The 15,360-nt window shown below is 65.4% G+C and carries 13 protein-coding genes; 7 read left to right on the top strand and 6 right to left on the bottom strand.

Annotated features, from left to right (window positions below; translation table 11 throughout):
- Positions 1-309: 309 nt before the first annotated feature.
- The 4 genes from AC6LJY_RS10970 to AC6LJY_RS10955 all read left to right on the top strand — a co-directional run bounded on the left by AC6LJY_RS10970 (position 310) and on the right by AC6LJY_RS10955 (position 4,598).
- A complete protein-coding gene (locus tag AC6LJY_RS10970; RefSeq protein WP_498135927.1) occupies positions 310-1,392 on the top strand; it encodes a LysR family transcriptional regulator in 1,083 nt (360 codons plus the stop codon).
- 150 nt (positions 1,393-1,542) lie between these two features.
- A complete protein-coding gene (locus tag AC6LJY_RS10965; RefSeq protein ID WP_046803314.1) occupies positions 1,543-2,667 on the top strand; it encodes an AI-2E family transporter in 1,125 nt (374 codons plus the stop codon).
- Between the two features lie 116 nt (positions 2,668-2,783).
- On the top strand, positions 2,784-3,551 hold the full coding sequence (locus AC6LJY_RS10960; RefSeq protein WP_314355425.1) for a phytanoyl-CoA dioxygenase family protein: 768 nt from the start codon (positions 2,784-2,786) through the stop codon (positions 3,549-3,551).
- Positions 3,552-3,767: 216 nt separating this feature from the next.
- A complete protein-coding gene (locus tag AC6LJY_RS10955) occupies positions 3,768-4,598 on the top strand; it encodes an IclR family transcriptional regulator (protein WP_120157102.1) in 831 nt (276 codons plus the stop codon).
- A 7-nt stretch (positions 4,599-4,605) separates the two neighbouring features.
- Here the strand turns inward: AC6LJY_RS10955 and dapA are convergent, their stop codons facing one another.
- From dapA to AC6LJY_RS10930, 5 genes are all read right to left on the bottom strand, one after another.
- Positions 4,606-5,511: a 4-hydroxy-tetrahydrodipicolinate synthase gene (gene dapA, locus AC6LJY_RS10950; protein WP_082134360.1), complete on the bottom strand. Its 906-nt coding sequence runs from the start codon at positions 5,509-5,511 to the stop codon at positions 4,606-4,608.
- Between the two features lie 43 nt (positions 5,512-5,554).
- On the bottom strand, positions 5,555-7,330 hold the full coding sequence (locus AC6LJY_RS10945) for an ABC transporter permease subunit (protein ID WP_046803318.1): 1,776 nt from the start codon (positions 7,328-7,330) through the stop codon (positions 5,555-5,557).
- A gap of 4 nt (positions 7,331-7,334) precedes the next feature.
- Positions 7,335-8,414: an ABC transporter ATP-binding protein gene (locus tag AC6LJY_RS10940; RefSeq protein WP_498135926.1), complete on the bottom strand. Its 1,080-nt coding sequence runs from the start codon at positions 8,412-8,414 to the stop codon at positions 7,335-7,337.
- Between the two features lie 61 nt (positions 8,415-8,475).
- Entirely contained in the window at positions 8,476-9,558 is a 1,083-nt protein-coding gene (locus tag AC6LJY_RS10935; protein ID WP_120157100.1) for an ABC transporter substrate-binding protein, read from the bottom strand.
- A gap of 79 nt (positions 9,559-9,637) precedes the next feature.
- Positions 9,638-11,074: an FAD-binding oxidoreductase gene (locus AC6LJY_RS10930; RefSeq protein WP_498135925.1), complete on the bottom strand. Its 1,437-nt coding sequence runs from the start codon at positions 11,072-11,074 to the stop codon at positions 9,638-9,640.
- A gap of 166 nt (positions 11,075-11,240) precedes the next feature.
- Here AC6LJY_RS10930 and proC point away from each other — a divergent pair, with 166 nt between their 5' ends.
- Positions 11,241-12,125, top strand: coding sequence for a pyrroline-5-carboxylate reductase (proC, locus tag AC6LJY_RS10925; protein ID WP_498135924.1), 885 nt, complete (start codon positions 11,241-11,243; stop codon positions 12,123-12,125).
- A gap of 2 nt (positions 12,126-12,127) precedes the next feature.
- On the opposite strand, the gene AC6LJY_RS10920 is transcribed toward proC, so the two are convergent.
- Positions 12,128-13,594 carry an MFS transporter gene (locus tag AC6LJY_RS10920; RefSeq protein ID WP_498135923.1) on the bottom strand — a complete coding sequence of 489 codons (1,467 nt, stop codon included), beginning with the start codon at positions 13,592-13,594 and terminating at the stop codon, positions 12,128-12,130.
- A 100-nt stretch (positions 13,595-13,694) separates the two neighbouring features.
- Here AC6LJY_RS10920 and AC6LJY_RS10915 point away from each other — a divergent pair, with 100 nt between their 5' ends.
- Complete coding sequence (locus AC6LJY_RS10915) at positions 13,695-14,555, top strand: helix-turn-helix transcriptional regulator (RefSeq protein WP_498135922.1); 861 nt, start codon at positions 13,695-13,697, stop codon at positions 14,553-14,555.
- A 71-nt stretch (positions 14,556-14,626) separates the two neighbouring features.
- Positions 14,627-15,343 carry a PadR family transcriptional regulator gene (locus tag AC6LJY_RS10910; RefSeq protein WP_498135921.1) on the top strand — a complete coding sequence of 239 codons (717 nt, stop codon included), beginning with the start codon at positions 14,627-14,629 and terminating at the stop codon, positions 15,341-15,343.
- The last annotated feature ends 17 nt before the right edge of the window (positions 15,344-15,360 follow it).

Here is a 15,360-nt window from a genome sequence, read left to right as displayed (position 1 = left end):
TCCTTAGCGTCCGTTGCGGCTAGGCGTATATGCTTATGCTGCAACGCAACATCCATCAGGGTTGCGGATCCAAGTCAGAGTGCCGGGGGGGGGGCGGGCTCTGCAAGGACGGAAGCTGAGGATTGACATGCCCTGTGGGGTCGCCGGGAGGCAAGGGCACTTCAAGATGGTTCGCATTCTGAGTGTTTTGTGGGGCCGGATAAACACAGTTAATCCGGCAACACTGTTCGACACGGATGACTAATCGGCGCCGAAATCGGGTTATGCTCCGTTCACCCCGACTTATTTGCCCAAAAGGACACCGTCGCCATGGACCGTTTTCAGGCTATGCAGGTGTTTGTGCGCGTCGTGGACGCCAACAGCTTCACGCGGGCGGCCGACAGCCTCTCGCTACCGCGCACCACCGTTACCACCATCATCCAGAACCTCGAACGCCTCTTGGGCGTACGACTGCTGAACCGCACTACGCGCCGTATCGGCCTGACGCCGGACGGCGCGGGCTATTACCAGCACTGCGTGCGCATTCTGGCGGACGTCGAAGAAACCGAGGCCTGTTTCCAGGAAGCAGCGCTGCGCCTGAAGGGCCGGCTGCGCATTGACGTGCCCACCTGCATCGGCCGCCTGATCCTGATCCCGTCATTGTGTGATTTCCACGACAAATACCCCGACGTCGAGCTGGTGCTTGGCCTGGGCGACCGGCCTGTGGATATGGTGCAAGAGGCCGTCGACTGCGTGATTCGCGGAGGCGAGCTGGAAGACTCCAGCCTGGTCGCGCGCCGCATCGGCACCTTGCAGACCGTCACCTGCGCCTCGCCCACCTATGTGGCGCGCCACGGCATGCCGCAAACCATCGAGTCGCTGCGCGATCACCACGCGGTGCATTACTTCATGAGCCGCACGGGCCGTAACTGCGCCTGGGACTTCAAGGTGGACGGCAAGCACCAGGAAGTGGACATGAAGGGCACGGTAGCGGTGAACGAAGCCGGCGCCTATCTGGATTGCGGGCTGAAGGGTTTCGGCCTGATCCAGGTGGCCCGCTACATGGCCCTGCCGCACCTGCAATCGGGCGAGCTGATCGAAATTCTGCCGCAGTGGAAGCCCAGCTCTACGCCGATTTCCGTGCTGTATCCGCAAAGCCGCCAGTTGTCGCCGAAGGTACGCGCGTTTACGGATTGGGTGGCTGAATTGTTCGCCGGATGCCCACTATTGAGCGGCCGCGACGAAACCGATCCGGCAGCCGCCAGCTGCGGCGTGTATCAGCGTCAGCTGGGCATGCCCAGCGCCATGACGATGGGGGCGCCCGCCGCCCAGCCGCAGGCCGAACCGGTGTTGGCCCAGACGCCGCCGCGTCGCCGCAGCCCACGCGAAGAGGCCGCCGAGTACGCGCTGTAAGCGTGCGGCGTGGCGCGCCGGGTGCGTGCCACGCCGAAAGACCACGGGAATCCCCGTAGTAAATACAGGGCTTGCGTCCCTCGTATATCTTGAAACGTCTGTATAGTCCGACAGTCAAAGCCTACAACGCCCTTACTGTCGATCCGCGCTATGCAGCCTGTTCTACCCGCTTATTTGATGGCCCGTTGGCTGCTTTTGCTCGTGCTGTTGGCCGGGGTGTACTTCCTTAGCGGCTTTCTCGTTCCTGCTCTTGCGGCCCTGATTATTGGCCTGGCCAGCTGGCCCTTGTACCAGCGCCTGGTCGTGCGCTGCGGCGGCCGCACGGCCGTGGCCGCGTCGCTGGCGCTGCTCATGGTCATCGTGGTGCTGATCGTGCCGATGTCGTTGGCCTTGTCCTACGCCATCAAGGAAGCCAGCACCTTTTTCGCCTGGGCCATAGCCGCCAACCGCCACGGCGTGGCCGTGCCGAACTGGATTACGTCGATGCCCGTGCTGGGCGAGCGGCTGGGCCAGTATTGGGAATCGTATATTGGCCAGCCCCACGCGCTGGGCGCGCTGGTTGAAGCCGTCAGCGGCGAACACCTGGGCAACATCTACCGCATGGTGCTGGCCGCGACGGGCAACGTGTTCCAGCTGCTTTTGACCGTGCTGTTCATGCTGATCACGCTGTTCTTCGTCTACAAGGACGGCATCCGGATGGTGGCGCAGCTGGACGTGCTGGGCGAACGCATTCTGCCTGCGCGCTGGCAGCGGTTTTCCCGCGTGGTGCCTGCCACTATCAATTCCACCGTTACCGGCATGGGCCTGATCGCGCTGGGCGAAGGCCTGGTGCTGGGCATCGCCTATTGGGTAGCGGGCGTGCCGTCGCCCGTGCTGCTGGGCGTGGTGACCGGTTTCATGGCCTTGATCCCCGGCGGCGCGCCGCTGTCGTTCACGCTGGTGTCCTTGTACCTGGTCGGTTCCGGCCATGTGGTGGCGGGCATTGCGCTGATGGTTTGGGGCAGCGTTGAATTGTTCATCGTGGACAAGACCTTGCGCCCGCGCCTGGTGGGCGGCCCGGTCAAGCTGCCGTTCCTGCCGACGTTCTTCGGCCTGGTGGGCGGCGTCAAGACGATGGGGATCGTGGGCCTGTTCGTCGGGCCGGTGCTAATGGCCTTGCTGGTGGCCGTGTGGCGCGAATGGGTGCACCACGAAGTCCAGGAACGCGACGCTGAACGGGCTCGCCCGCCGCTGCCGCCGGCGACGCCGCGCGTTGAAAAAACACCTACTGCCTGACGCGCGGCCCGCCCGCTTTGGTAATCTAGCCATCCCCGCGTTTACCGGCGCCTGACCGGTACGCGCCTGCCCCGCACGCAGACGCTTCGCAACCGCCGCGGGGTGTGAGGATTGAGATGTCCGGGTTCCTGCACGATGATCAAATTGCCGTCCTGCGCCAGCAGGGTTTTGTGGTGGCCCGCCAGTTTGCGGACCCGCACCGGGTAGCCGCCTTGCGCGCCCTGGCCGAGCGCCATTTGCAAGACCACGTAGCGCCCATCGAATACGAAGCCGACCTGCGCTATCCCGGCGCGCCGGCATCCCGCGAGGCGCAAGGCGGCTTGACGGTGCGCCGCCTGTTGAACGCCTATGCGCGCGACCCGCTGTTCGCGCAGTGGGCCACTGACCCGGCCATCGGCCAATGGCTGGCGCGCTATTTCGGCGAACCGGCTGTGCTGTCCACCGTGCATCACAACTGCGTGATGACCAAGCACCCGGCCTACGGCAGCCTGACCGGTTGGCATCAGGACATTCGCTACTGGTCTTTTTCCGATACTGATCTGGTGTCCTGTTGGCTGGCGCTGGTGCCCGAAAGTTCGGGCAATGGTGGGCTGTCATTCATCCCGGGTTCGCACACGGCGTCTTTCGCGCCTGAACAATTCGATGAGCAGAAGTTCTTCCGCGAAAACGTGCCCCAAAACGCCGACTGGATCGCGCGGGCGGTCAGCCCCACGCTAGAGGCGGGCGACGTGGTGTTCTTCCATTGCCGCACGCTGCACGCCGCGCCAGGCAATCGCAGCGACCGCGTGAAGCTGTCTTTGGTGCACACCTATCACCCGGCGTCCTGCCACCCCATCGCGGGCACGCGTTCCGCGTCGCAGCCGGACGTGCCGCTGGCAGGGTAAGCGGTAAGTCGGTGGACGTTGGGGCGGTGATAATCAATCGATATCTGCAATAAATAATTGAATTACAATTATTTCAACCGCAGTACGCAGTAAGCAGTACGCAGTACGCATAACGCAAACGCAGAACGTCTGGATGAATACGCGATGCCGGGCCGGCAACACCCGCATCGCGTTCTACTTGCGTGACCATCCCCGGAACTGAACAGGCTGTTTCCCGTGCCCAAAACAAAGATCGACAACGACACGCAAGAATCGCAGGCGCCCGGCGCAACCCGGTCATCGCTGTTTGTGGGGTCCACCGAAAAGGCCTTCCAGGTGCTGCACGCGTTCGACGGGTCGCGCCGCCACATGACGCTGGCCGACATTGCGCGCGCGTCCGGCCTGGACCGCAGCGCCACGCAGCGCCTGGTCTACACGCTGGAAACGCTGGGCTACCTGCGCCGCATTCCCGACACGCGCAACTACGGGCTGACGCCCAAGGTGCTGCAATTTTCGTACAACTATGTGCGCGCCAACGAGCTGATCGACAAGGCCTCGCCCTATCTGCTGGACATCAGCCGCACGCTGGGCGAGACCACCAACCTGCAAGAACTGGACGGCCACGAAATTGTGTTCGTCGCGCGCTTTCCGGGCCATCACCTGGTCAACGTGGACATTGCCGTCGGCAGCCGTCTGCCCGCGTTCTTCACGGCATCCGGCACCGCGATCCTGTCGCGTCTGACGGACGAGCATCGCCGTGAAATACTGGCGCGCACGCGGCTGGACCCCATCACGCCCTACACCGAAGTGGACCCTGACAAGCTGATGGAACGCGTGCAGCGCGTGGCCGAAAAGGGCTACGCGATCATCGTCAACGAGACGGTGCTGGGCGACATCTCGGTGGCCGCGCCGGTCACCGACCATCGCGGCCTGGCCGTGGCTGCCATCAATATTTCGGTGCCCACGACGCGCTGGACGGTCGCCCGCGTTGAAGCCGAACTGGCGCCCCATGTGCAGGTGGCGGCCACATCGATTTCAAAGTCCAAATTCGCGGGCTATTCCAGATAGGCCCGGCTTACTTCACCCCTTCGAATTCCGCCAGCAACGGCTTGAGCGTTTCACGCAGGGCCGACTGCAACGCATCGGCCGGGGCCACCAGCGGGTCCAGCACATCGGGCGCGTTCACGCCGATCAGGTCCATGACGGACTTCATCGGGCCCGGGTTGGTCTCGGCAAACGCCAGGTCCATCAACGGAATCAGGCGGCGATGCAGTTCCATCGATTCCCGCGTACGGCCTTCCGACGCCAGCTGGTAGACCTGGCGCCAGGCCGACGGCAGCAAGCTAGCCGTGACCACGATGCCGCCGCGCGCGCCGGCGGCCAGATGCACCGGCAGCAGCGTGTCTTCGCCGCTGAACACCGCAAACGATTCGTCCACGCCCGCCACCGTGCGCAGGAAGTGGTACATGTCCGTGTTGCAGGCCTTCATGCCGATGATGTTCTGGTGGCGCGACAGTTCATGCAGCACCTCGGGCGCAATCGCGATGCGGGTGCGATACGGAATTTCGTAGATCATCACGGGCAGCGGCGATGCATCGGCATAGCGCAGGAAGTAGTCGCGGATGCCGGCCTGCGTGGGCGTCGTGTAGTAGGGCGTCAGCACCATCAGCGCATCGGCGCCGGCCTCGGCGAATTCGCGGCCCGCTTGCAGCGCGTCGTGATAGCCGGGGTCCAGCACGCCGGGAATCACCGGCACGCGGCCGGCTACGGCCTCGACCGTCAACTGACACATGCGGATGCGCTCGGCGCGGGGCAGCGCGCCGTATTCGCCCGTGCCGCCCAACGGGACGATGCCGTCGATGCCCTGCTGCATCAGGTAGGCGACCAGCGCCTTGGCAGCGGGGACGTTGATGGTGTCGTCGGCGTTGACCGGCGTGGGGATGGCGGGAAAAACTCCGCGCAGTTGGGTTGCGTTCAGCATGTTGTGTATCCAGGAAAATAAATCTAAATCAGAGGCGTCGGATTCAATTGGCCAGGCTGCGGCGGCGCAGCCGGTCGGCCAGCCAGATCAGCGCGGCAATGAAAATGAACAGGCAGGTAGAGACGGCGGCAATCACCGGGGAAATCTGTAGCGTGACCTCGTCCCAGAACTGCTTGGGCAGCGTGGCGTTCAGGCCGCCCGAGGCGAACAGCGCAATCGTGAGTTCGTCGAACGATGTGGCGAAGGCAAACAGGAATGACGACATGAGCCCCGCGCCCAAAATCGGAAACGTCACGAAGCGCAGCGTGGCCCACGGCCCGGCGCCCAGGCTTTGCGCCGCCAGGTCCAGCCGCGTGTCGTAGTTGCGCAGCACGGCCATCATGGTGATCACCACGTAGGGCACGGCCACCACGGTATGCGCCAGGATGAGGCCGATGGTGGATCCCACCAGCCCCACGCGCGCAAAGAAATAGAACATGCCCACCGCGATGATCATGCGCGGCACCACGATGGGCGACAGCACGAAGGCCAGCATCGCCGACTTGCCTCGCATGTTCGCGCGCACCAGCAGGAAGGCGGCGGGCGTGCCGATCAGCATCGCCAGCAAACCCGTTCCCACGCCCACGATCAACGACCGGGTGATGGCCTGCATCCACACGGGCGACGTGAACATCTGCTCGTACCATTGCAGCGAAAAGCCCTTGGGCGGCCACGTCAGGCCCGAACCGGAATCGAACGACAGCGGAATCATCAGGAAGGCCGGCGCACTAAGAAACGCCAGCACGCCCAGCACGATCCACCACAGCGTGCGTGACTGACCCGTGCCCGACACCGACCGCCGCACCCGCTTGGGCAACAGCGCGAACAGGGCATCCGACACGTTCGCCAGCACCGTCAACACCGCATCGCCCGCGCGGCGCGACAGGCTTTCCTTGCCCGATGCCCGCACGCGCGTGGATGCGCCGCCCGTCATGGTGGACAGGCCCAGCACCTTGTCATAGATGGCGAACACCACCAGCACCACCACCAGCAGCAACACCGACACCGCGCCGGCGAACTCCCAGTTCATGGTCTGCTGCACCTGGTCGATGATGATCTGCGTGATCATCGTTTCCTTGCGTCCGCCCAGCAGCGCGGGCGTGATGAAAAAGCCGATGGCGGTGACGAACACCATGATGGCCGCGGCCGCCACGCCGGGCATCGACAGCGGGAAATAGATCTTCCAGAATGCCGTGCCGGGGCGCGCGCCCAGGGTGGAGGCGGCGCGCGGCAGATTGCGGTCGATGTTCTCCATTACCGACAGCATCGTCAGCACCGCCAGCGGCATCAGCGCATGCACCATGCCCACCAGCACGCTGCCGAAGTTGTAGAGCAGGTTGGCCGGCGCATCCAGGATGCCCAGCGCTTGCAGCAGCTGGTTGACCACGCCGTTGCGGCCCAGCAGCACCACCCACGCAAAGGTGCGCACCAGGAAGCTGGTCCAGAACGACAGCAGCACCCAGAACAGCAGCGACGTCTTGCGCTTGGCGGACAGGCTGGAAATCAGATAGGCGACCGGGTAGCCCGCGACGACGGAGAAGAACGTGGTCCACAACGAAATCTTCAACGTGATCAGCAGCACGTTCACATACACCGACGACTCGAACAGCCGGTGATATTGCGCCAGCGTGAAGCCCTTGTCGTCGACAACGCTTAACAACAGCAGCTGGCCCACCGGATAGATCAGCAGCACCAGCAGCAGCACGACCAGCGGGGCGGCCATCAGGAAATGGCGGCGGCCGGGGCTCATGCGCTTGCGGGGAGTAGCAAGGGATGTCATGCGTTTACTCCGCAATGGCCACCGCGTCGGCGGCTTGCCAGCTGACGGTCAGGGGCTGGCCGATGGCGTATTGCTCGGCCTGGCGCTGCGTGGGGTAGGCCACGACGATGGGGGCGGCGTCGGCCACGCCCAGGTCCAGGTACAGCTTGGTCAGGCTGCCCGTCACCATCACGTCCAGCAGCTTGCCGGTCAGGCAGCTGCCCGACGTGGCCACGCGCAGGTTTTGCGGGCGCAACATCACGGTGACTTTCTGGCCGGGCTTGATCGGGGCGCCGTTGGACAGCGCCTGTCCGGTAACGCCCTGATGCGCCAGCGTCACGCTTAATACGTCGCCGTCCACCGCCGTGACTTCACCTTGCAGCAGGTTCGATTCGCCCAGGAAGTCGGCCACGAAAAGCGTGCGGGGGCGAAAGTACAGATCTGCCGGCGTGCCCAGCTGCTCGATCGCGCCGCCGTTCATCAGGCAGATGCGGTCGGACATCGTCATGGCTTCTTCCTGGTCGTGCGTGACGTACACGATGGTGGTGCCCAGTTCGCGGTGGATGCGCTTGATCTCCAGCTGCATCTGGTCGCGCAGCTTCTTGTCCAGCGCGCCCAGCGGTTCGTCCATCAGGATGATGGCGGGTCGATAGACCATGCAGCGCGCCAACGCGATGCGCTGCTGCTGGCCGCCGGACAGTTCGCGCGGCAGGCGCGTGGCTACGTGCGGCAGGCGCACCATGTCCAGCGCTTCGTGCGCGCGGCGGCGCGCTTCGGCTGCCGGCACCTTGCGCATCTTCAAGGGAAACGCAATGTTCTCTTCGATGCTCATGTGCGGAAACAGCGCGTAGTTCTGGAACACCATGCCGATGTCGCGCTCGTAGGGCGCGCCGTACGTGACGTCGGCGCCGTCGATCAGCACGCGGCCCTCGTCGGGCTGCGCCAGGCCGGCGATCAGGCTCAACAAGGTGGTCTTGCCGGACCCGGAGGGGCCCAGCAGGGTCAGGAATTCGCCGCGAGCGACGTCCAGGTGCGTGGGCGCCAACGCGACGAAATCGCCATAGCGTTTGCCCAGGCCCGAGATTTGCAGATTGGAAGAAGACATGGTGTTCAACACATTAGATTTCGCGCGGCGCGAGCCACGGTGGTGGCGCGCGGCCGATGGCTTATTTCAGGACCCAGCCGTTGAAGCGTTCAAGCACGTCGCGCTGCTTGTCCAGCCAGTACGCGGCGTTGATGTGCAGGCCGGTCTTGATGTTGTCGGGGTGGGTCGGGCAGTTGCGCGCCACGTCGGCCTTGATGTGGTCAAAGGCGGCGGGCTGCGTGACGCCGGCGGCAAAGTATTCGACCAGCGCTGCCTGGCGCTTGGGGTCGGACGCAAACTTGATGAACTCGCGGCAGGCGTCGGCGTTGGGCGTGCCTTTCAGGATGGACCAGTTGTCGCAACCCCAGATGTTCTGGTCCCACACGATCTGCACCGGCGCGCCGTTGGCGATGGCCGATTGCGCGCGCGACACCCACGTGGCGATCATGTCGACTTCGCCCGAGCCCAGCATCTGTTCCACCTGCGCGCCCGTGTTCCACCACACGTCCACCGACGGCTTGACCTTGTCCAGGCTGGCCAGCGCGCGGTCGATGTCGCAGGGGTAAACCTTGTCGGTTGGCACACCGTCGGCCATCAGCGCTTCTTCGATGGTGTCGAACGGATGCTTGCGCAGGCCACGGCGGCCGGGGATGTCTTTGACGTTCCAGAAGTCGGCCCACGACGCGGGCGCGCGGCGGCCCTTGAAGGCGTCGGTACGGTACGCCAGCACGGTGGTGTAGACGTTGTTGCCCACGCCGTAGGGCGACATGTATTGCGGCGGGATGGTGGCCACGACCGGGTCGGATTCCAGGCCGTGCTTTTCCAGATAGACCTTGCCGCCTTCGGTCAGCATCAGGATGGCGGGTTGGCTGATCTTGGCCATGTCCCAGGTGTAGTTGCCGGTGTCGACCATGCTGCGGATCTGCGCGGTGGGTTCGGCGTTGGCCTGCACGCCCACCACCTGGATGCCGGTCGCTTCCGAGAACGGCTTGTAGAACACGGCGCCATAGGCCTTGCTGTAGATGCCGCCGTCATCGCGCACGACGATGCGCTTGGAGGCGGCGCGCGACGGCGTCCAGATCATGGGCATGGCCAGCGCGGCGGCGCCGGCGGCCACGGTTTTCAGCGCGGCGCGGCGCGAAGCGTTGTGGGGGATCGATTTCATGGAAGACTCCTGCGGGTCGGGTCAGGGACTGCGGATCAAGGGTGGGGATTCAAAAGACGGGGGGTCGAAGGCGGGCGGTTCAATCCATGCGGGGCAGCAAGCGGCCGGGGTTGAACAGGTTGGCGGGGTCGAAGGTGGCCTTCAGCGCGCGCATCATCGCCAGTTCGACGGGGGACTTGTAGTGCGCCATTTCGGCCAGCGACGTGCGGCCCACGCCGTGTTCGGCGCTGAAGGTGCCACCCAGCGCATCGGCAACATCGTTGACCGCGCGGCGGATATCGGCGGCCATCGCGTCGCGGTCGGGCAGGGCGTTCCAGGCGTCGAAGGTGAAGAAGGGTATGAAGTGCACGTTGCCGTCGCCCAGGTGGGCCACGATCAGCACCGGCAGGTCGGGTACCAGGCGGCGCACGGCGGCGGTGGCTTCGTCGATGAAGCGCGGCACGCTGGACACGGGTACGGCGCTGTCCGTGGTCAGGCCCACGCCGGCCTTCTTATTGCCTTCGGACACGCTGTGGCGCACTTCCCAAAGCGCGGCGCGCTGGCTGTCGTTGCTGGCCAGCACGGCGTCGTGCAGCAGGCCCTGTTCGGACGCGTGTTCCAGCGTCTGCTGCAACAGCGCTTGCAGTTCGTCGCCGCTGCCCGTGTCGGACAGTTCCACCAGTACATGCCACGGGTGCGCGTCGCCCAGCGGGTTCTTGCGGCCCGGTACATGCGCCATCACGATGTCCAGCTGATTGCTGTCGATCATTTCAAAGGCCGACAGGCGCGAACCGCAGGCGCGTTGGAACATGCCCAGGATTTCCAGCGCGGCTTGCGGGCTGTCCGGCGCCAGCCAGGCCACGGCGTGGCGGGTGGGCAGCGGATGCAGCTTGAGCACGGCGGCAGTGACGATGCCCAGGGTGCCTTCGGCGCCGATGAACAGGTGCTTTAGATCAAAGCCGGTATTGTTCTTGCGTAGCGCGGTCAGGCCGTTCCAGATGGCGCCGTCGGGCAGCACCACTTCCAGGCCCAGAATGTTGTCCCGCGTGTTGCCGTAGCGCAGTACGCCCGTGCCGCCCGCGTTGGTGGCGATGGTGCCGCCGATCTGGCAAGAGCCTTCCGCGCCCAGGCTGATGGGATACAAGCGGCCTTCGGCGGCCGCTGCATCCTGCACCGTGGCCAGCACGCAGCCGGCTTCTACTTCCATGGAATTGTTGGCGGCATCCACGCGGCGCACCCGGCGCATGCGCGCCAGGTTCACGATGACGAGCGGCGTGCCGCTGGCATCCGGCACCGCGCCGCCGCACAGGCTGGTGTTGCCGCCCTGCGGCAGCACGGGCGTGGCATGGGCGTTGCATAGCCGCACAATGTCGGCCACCTGCTGCGTGTTGCCGGGCAGGGCAACGCACAGTGCCCGGCCCTTGTAGCGGCCGCGCCAGTCTTCGGTATAGCCGGCCATGTCGGTGTCGGAATGAAGGATGGCGTCCGCGCCCAGGGCCTGGGTCAACGCGTCTAGCAGGGTGATGCCGTTGGTCATGTCTGTGGTCCCGAATGAAGCTCGGGGATCACACGAACCCGAGCGCATTGAGGCACAGCATACGATCACTTAAATCGCTTTTCGATTTGATTAATCGTATATCAATCGGATTTAGGGTATGTCCTAGTCGAGGCGGGTGGGGAACATACGGCTTGTCGCCCGCCAAATGAGCGAAATACAATCGTATCGTGCGATATGCGGTCTGTCTGCGTCGCCTTCCCTGCCTCTTTGGAACTGGATTCCCATGCGCGAAAAGATCGTTTTTATCGGAGGCGGCAACATGGCCTCCGCCATCATCGACGGCTTGCTAGGCCAAGGCCGTGAGCGGGCCGACTTCCTGGTGATCGAGGCCTACGCGCCCACCCGCGACGCCCTGGTGGCGCGCGGATTGACCAGCCAGGAAAGCGTGGGACCGGCCGTCGCTGACGCCACGCTGTGCGTGCTGGCGACCAAGCCGCAAGGCTTGCAGGACGCCTGCGCCCAGGTGCGGCAATATCTGCCCGCCGGCGCCACGGTCGTCAGCATCGCGGCGGGCGTGGACCTGGCCTCGCTGTCGGACTGGCTGGGCGGCCACGCGCGCATTGTGCGCGCCATGCCCAACACGCCGGCCAAGGTGGGACTGGGCATGACGGGGCTGTACGCCACGGCGGCGTGCGGCACCGCCGAGCGCGACCGCGTCGACGCCCTGTTTGCCGCCGTGGGCGAGCGCATCTGGACCGACACCGAAGGCATGATCGACGCCGTCACCGCCGTGACGGGCAGCGGCCCGGGCTATGTCTTTTACTTCATGGCGGCGCTGCAAAAGGGCGCGGTCGAGCTGGGCTTTTCCGAGGCAGACGCGCGCCGCCTGGCGGTTGCCACCTTTCGCGGCGCGGCAGGCCTGGCGGCAAGCGAAGACGTGCCCCTGACGGAATTGCAGGATCGCGTCACATCCAAGGGCGGCACCACCTATGCGGCCCTGACGCACTTGCGCGAAGCCGGCGTGGCCGACGCCATCGGCGCCGCCGTGCACAAGGCGCAAGAGCGCGCACGGGAACTGTCGGCGGGCTGATCTCAGCCCAGTGAGGCCGTGTCGCGGTGTCGCCCCAGCCACCATAGCAATGCGACGGACACGGCGATGGCCGCCACGTTGAACTGCATGGCGGTCGCGAATGCGTGGGCGTAGCGTTCGGGCGCGTCGGCGTGGGCATGCGCCTGCAAGGCGCCGCCGAACAGCATGCCCGCTGCCGAGACGCCTAGCGCAGCACCGACTTGTTGCAAGGTGGACACGACCCCCGCCGCCATGCCGGCATGACGGTCTTGAACCAGGCCCAACACCACGTTGACCAGCGGCGTGTTGACCGCGCCCTGCGCGGCGCCCAGCCACACCAGCGCAGGCACCAGCGACCACGGCGACAGCGCCGCGCCGGCCATGCCCACCTTCACCATCAGGGCCGCGGTGGCCCCGCCGTACAGCAAGGCCGCAACCGCAATGGCCGGCGTGCCAAAGCGGTTCACCAGGCGCGGCGCGGCCATCGACCCCGCAACGAAGCCCACGCTGGCGGGCGCGAAGATCAGGCCCGCCGTCAACGCGTCCAGCCCGAAGCCGGTTTGGACCAACAACGCGTAGCAAAGAAACATGGCGCTGGCGGTGGAGAACACCAGCATCACCAGCAGGCATCCGGCCGCAAAGCCCGGCTGCGCGATCAAGCCCATGTCCAGCAGCGGAGCGCCGCCGCGCGCCTTGACGCTGCGTTGCATGCGCGCGAACGCCAGCAGCACCGCAACGGATGCGGCCCCGCATGCCAAGGTCCACGCAGGCCAATGCCGCGCGGGCCCCTCGATCAAGGCCAGCAGCAGCAAGGCCAGCCCTGCCGCCAGGCACGCGGCCCCGGGCCAGTCCATGGACGCGGCCCGGGCCTCGCGGAATTCAGGTATGTGGCGTGCCAGCGCCCACGCCGCCAGGCCCAGCGGCACGTTGACCAGGAAGACGGTGCGCCATGCAAGGCCCAGGAAATCGGCATGCACGATCCAGCCGCCCAGCACCTGGCCGGCAATCGCGGCCAGCCCCAGCGTCATACCCATCAGGCCGAACGCGCGCCGGCGCGCATGCCCGTCGTAGCTGACGCGTATCAGCGCATAGACCTGCGGAAACAGCAGCGCGGCGGCGGCCCCTTGCAACACGCGCGCGCCGATAAGCGTGTTGGCATCGGGGGCCAGCCCGCATAGACCCGAGGCCAGCGCAAAGCCCGCCATGCCAAGCCTGAACAAGCGACGGCGACCATGGCGGTCGCCCAGGCGGCTGCCCGCGATCAGCAGCACGCCGAACGCCATTTCGTAGGCGGCGATGATGAAGTTAATCTGCGCGAACGAGGCGGACAGCGTGGTCTGCATGCTGGGAATGGCGACGTTCACCACGAACAGATCGAAGATGGTGATAAAGCCGCCTGACAGCAGCACGCCCAGTCCCAATGGACCCAACGCGCGGGTGTCGGGGCAGGGCGGTGTGGCGCTGGGGGAAGGCAGGGCGTTCGAGGTCATGGGAGTACCGATCAATGGGGATCGGCGCTATTCTGGCCACGCTTTCAGCCTTATACAATTTAGCTGTTTATGCTGTTACTACAGGCAATAGCCACTTCCCATGACCCTAGCTCCCGCCCCGCAACGCCTGGACCGCACCCGCGCCGACCTGGCCGAATTCCTTCGGTCGCGGCGCGAACGATTAAGCCCCACCGACCTTGGCCTGCCCGCCGGCAGCCGGCGCCGCACGCCCGGGTTGCGGCGCGAAGAAGTGGCCGCGCTGGCCGGCGTGGGGCTGGCTTGGTACACGTGGTTTGAACAAGGCCGCAACATCAGCGTGTCCGCGACGTTTCTGGAAAACCTGGCGCGCGTGCTGAAGCTGGACGCCGCCGAACGCCGCCACCTGTACCTCCTGGCCCATCAGCGCCTTCCCGCCGAAGCGGGCCGCACCTGGTGCACGGTGCCGCCGCAGGTGCGACGGCTGATGGACGACCTGCCGACCCGCCCCGCGTACATCCTGAACCTGCGCTGGGACGTGGTGATGTGGAACGCCGCCGCGGACCGCGTGTTCGATTTCTCGGCGCAGCCCACGGGGCGGCGCAACTTGTTGTGGATGTTGTTCGTCGTGCCCGCGATGCGGCGCTTGTTCTCGGACTGGCCGGCGCAGGCGCCCGCAATGCTGTCCACGTTTCGTCGCGACTTTGCCAGTGCAACGGGGGTGCCCGACATCGCCGAACTGGTCGACGAACTGCAAGCCGTATCGCCGGACTTCAACGCGTGGTGGCGCGAGCACGATGTGCACGGCGCCTGCATGGGCCAGCGCCGGCTGCATATCGAATCGCTGGGCGACATCGCCTTCGAGCACACCACGCTGACCGTGGATGAAAGCCGCCACCTGCGCTTGGTGGCCTATGCGGCGGCGCCGGACGAGCCTAAGGCGGAGCCGTTCGCACTATGGTTGAAGACACGCCACGCAACGTAGAAGTTGACGGCGGGGATTTCTCGGATGTATCGTAAGATATATATCTTAAGATACATCGTAAGAGGCATTCCATGCGCCATCCCGACTTTCAGACACCCGACAACGGTGGCCATCACCGCCGCCATCATCACCATCCCAAGCACCACCACCATCCCCACCACCACCCCTCGCACCACGCCGCCTCGCGCGGCGATTGGTTTTCCGGCCCGCCAGATGACGGGCGGGGCGACGCCGATGGGTTCGGCGGCGATGGCCGTGGTTTCACACGCGGCCGCCGCGTGTCGGCCGACGATCTGCAACTGATGCTGCTGGGCCTGCTTGAAGAAAATCCCAGCCACGGCTACGAACTGATCAAGGCGTTCGGTGCGCTGAGCAATGGCTTCTACACGCCCAGCCCCGGCATGGTCTACCCGGCGCTGACCTACCTGGAAGAGCTGGGCTACGCCACCGTCGAGCAAGACGGGGCGAAGAAGCGCTACCACCTGGCGGACGCCGGCAAGGCGCATCTGGATGCCAACCGTGAGCGCGTCGCGCTGATGTTCAACCGCTTCAAGCACATCGCCAAAAAAATGGATTGGATGCGCCAGGCCTGGAGCGGCGAGCCGCGCAGCGTGGGCCCGGAAGGCGAGGACGCGCGCACCGGCTGGGTGCCGGAATTTGTAGAGGCGCGCCACGCGATGCGCCGCGCGCTGATGGAGCGCACCGATGCCTCGCCTGCCGAACAACGCCGCATCGCCGCCATCCTGGTGCGCGCCACCGACGAGATCAACGGCAAGCCCTGTGCTTGATCTTGTCCTTTTCCCGA

The organism is Achromobacter sp. RT286_PF, from assembly GCF_059760425.1.
Note: the sequence above shows the minus strand (reverse complement) of the source record. Positions and strands in the feature narration are given on the sequence as shown.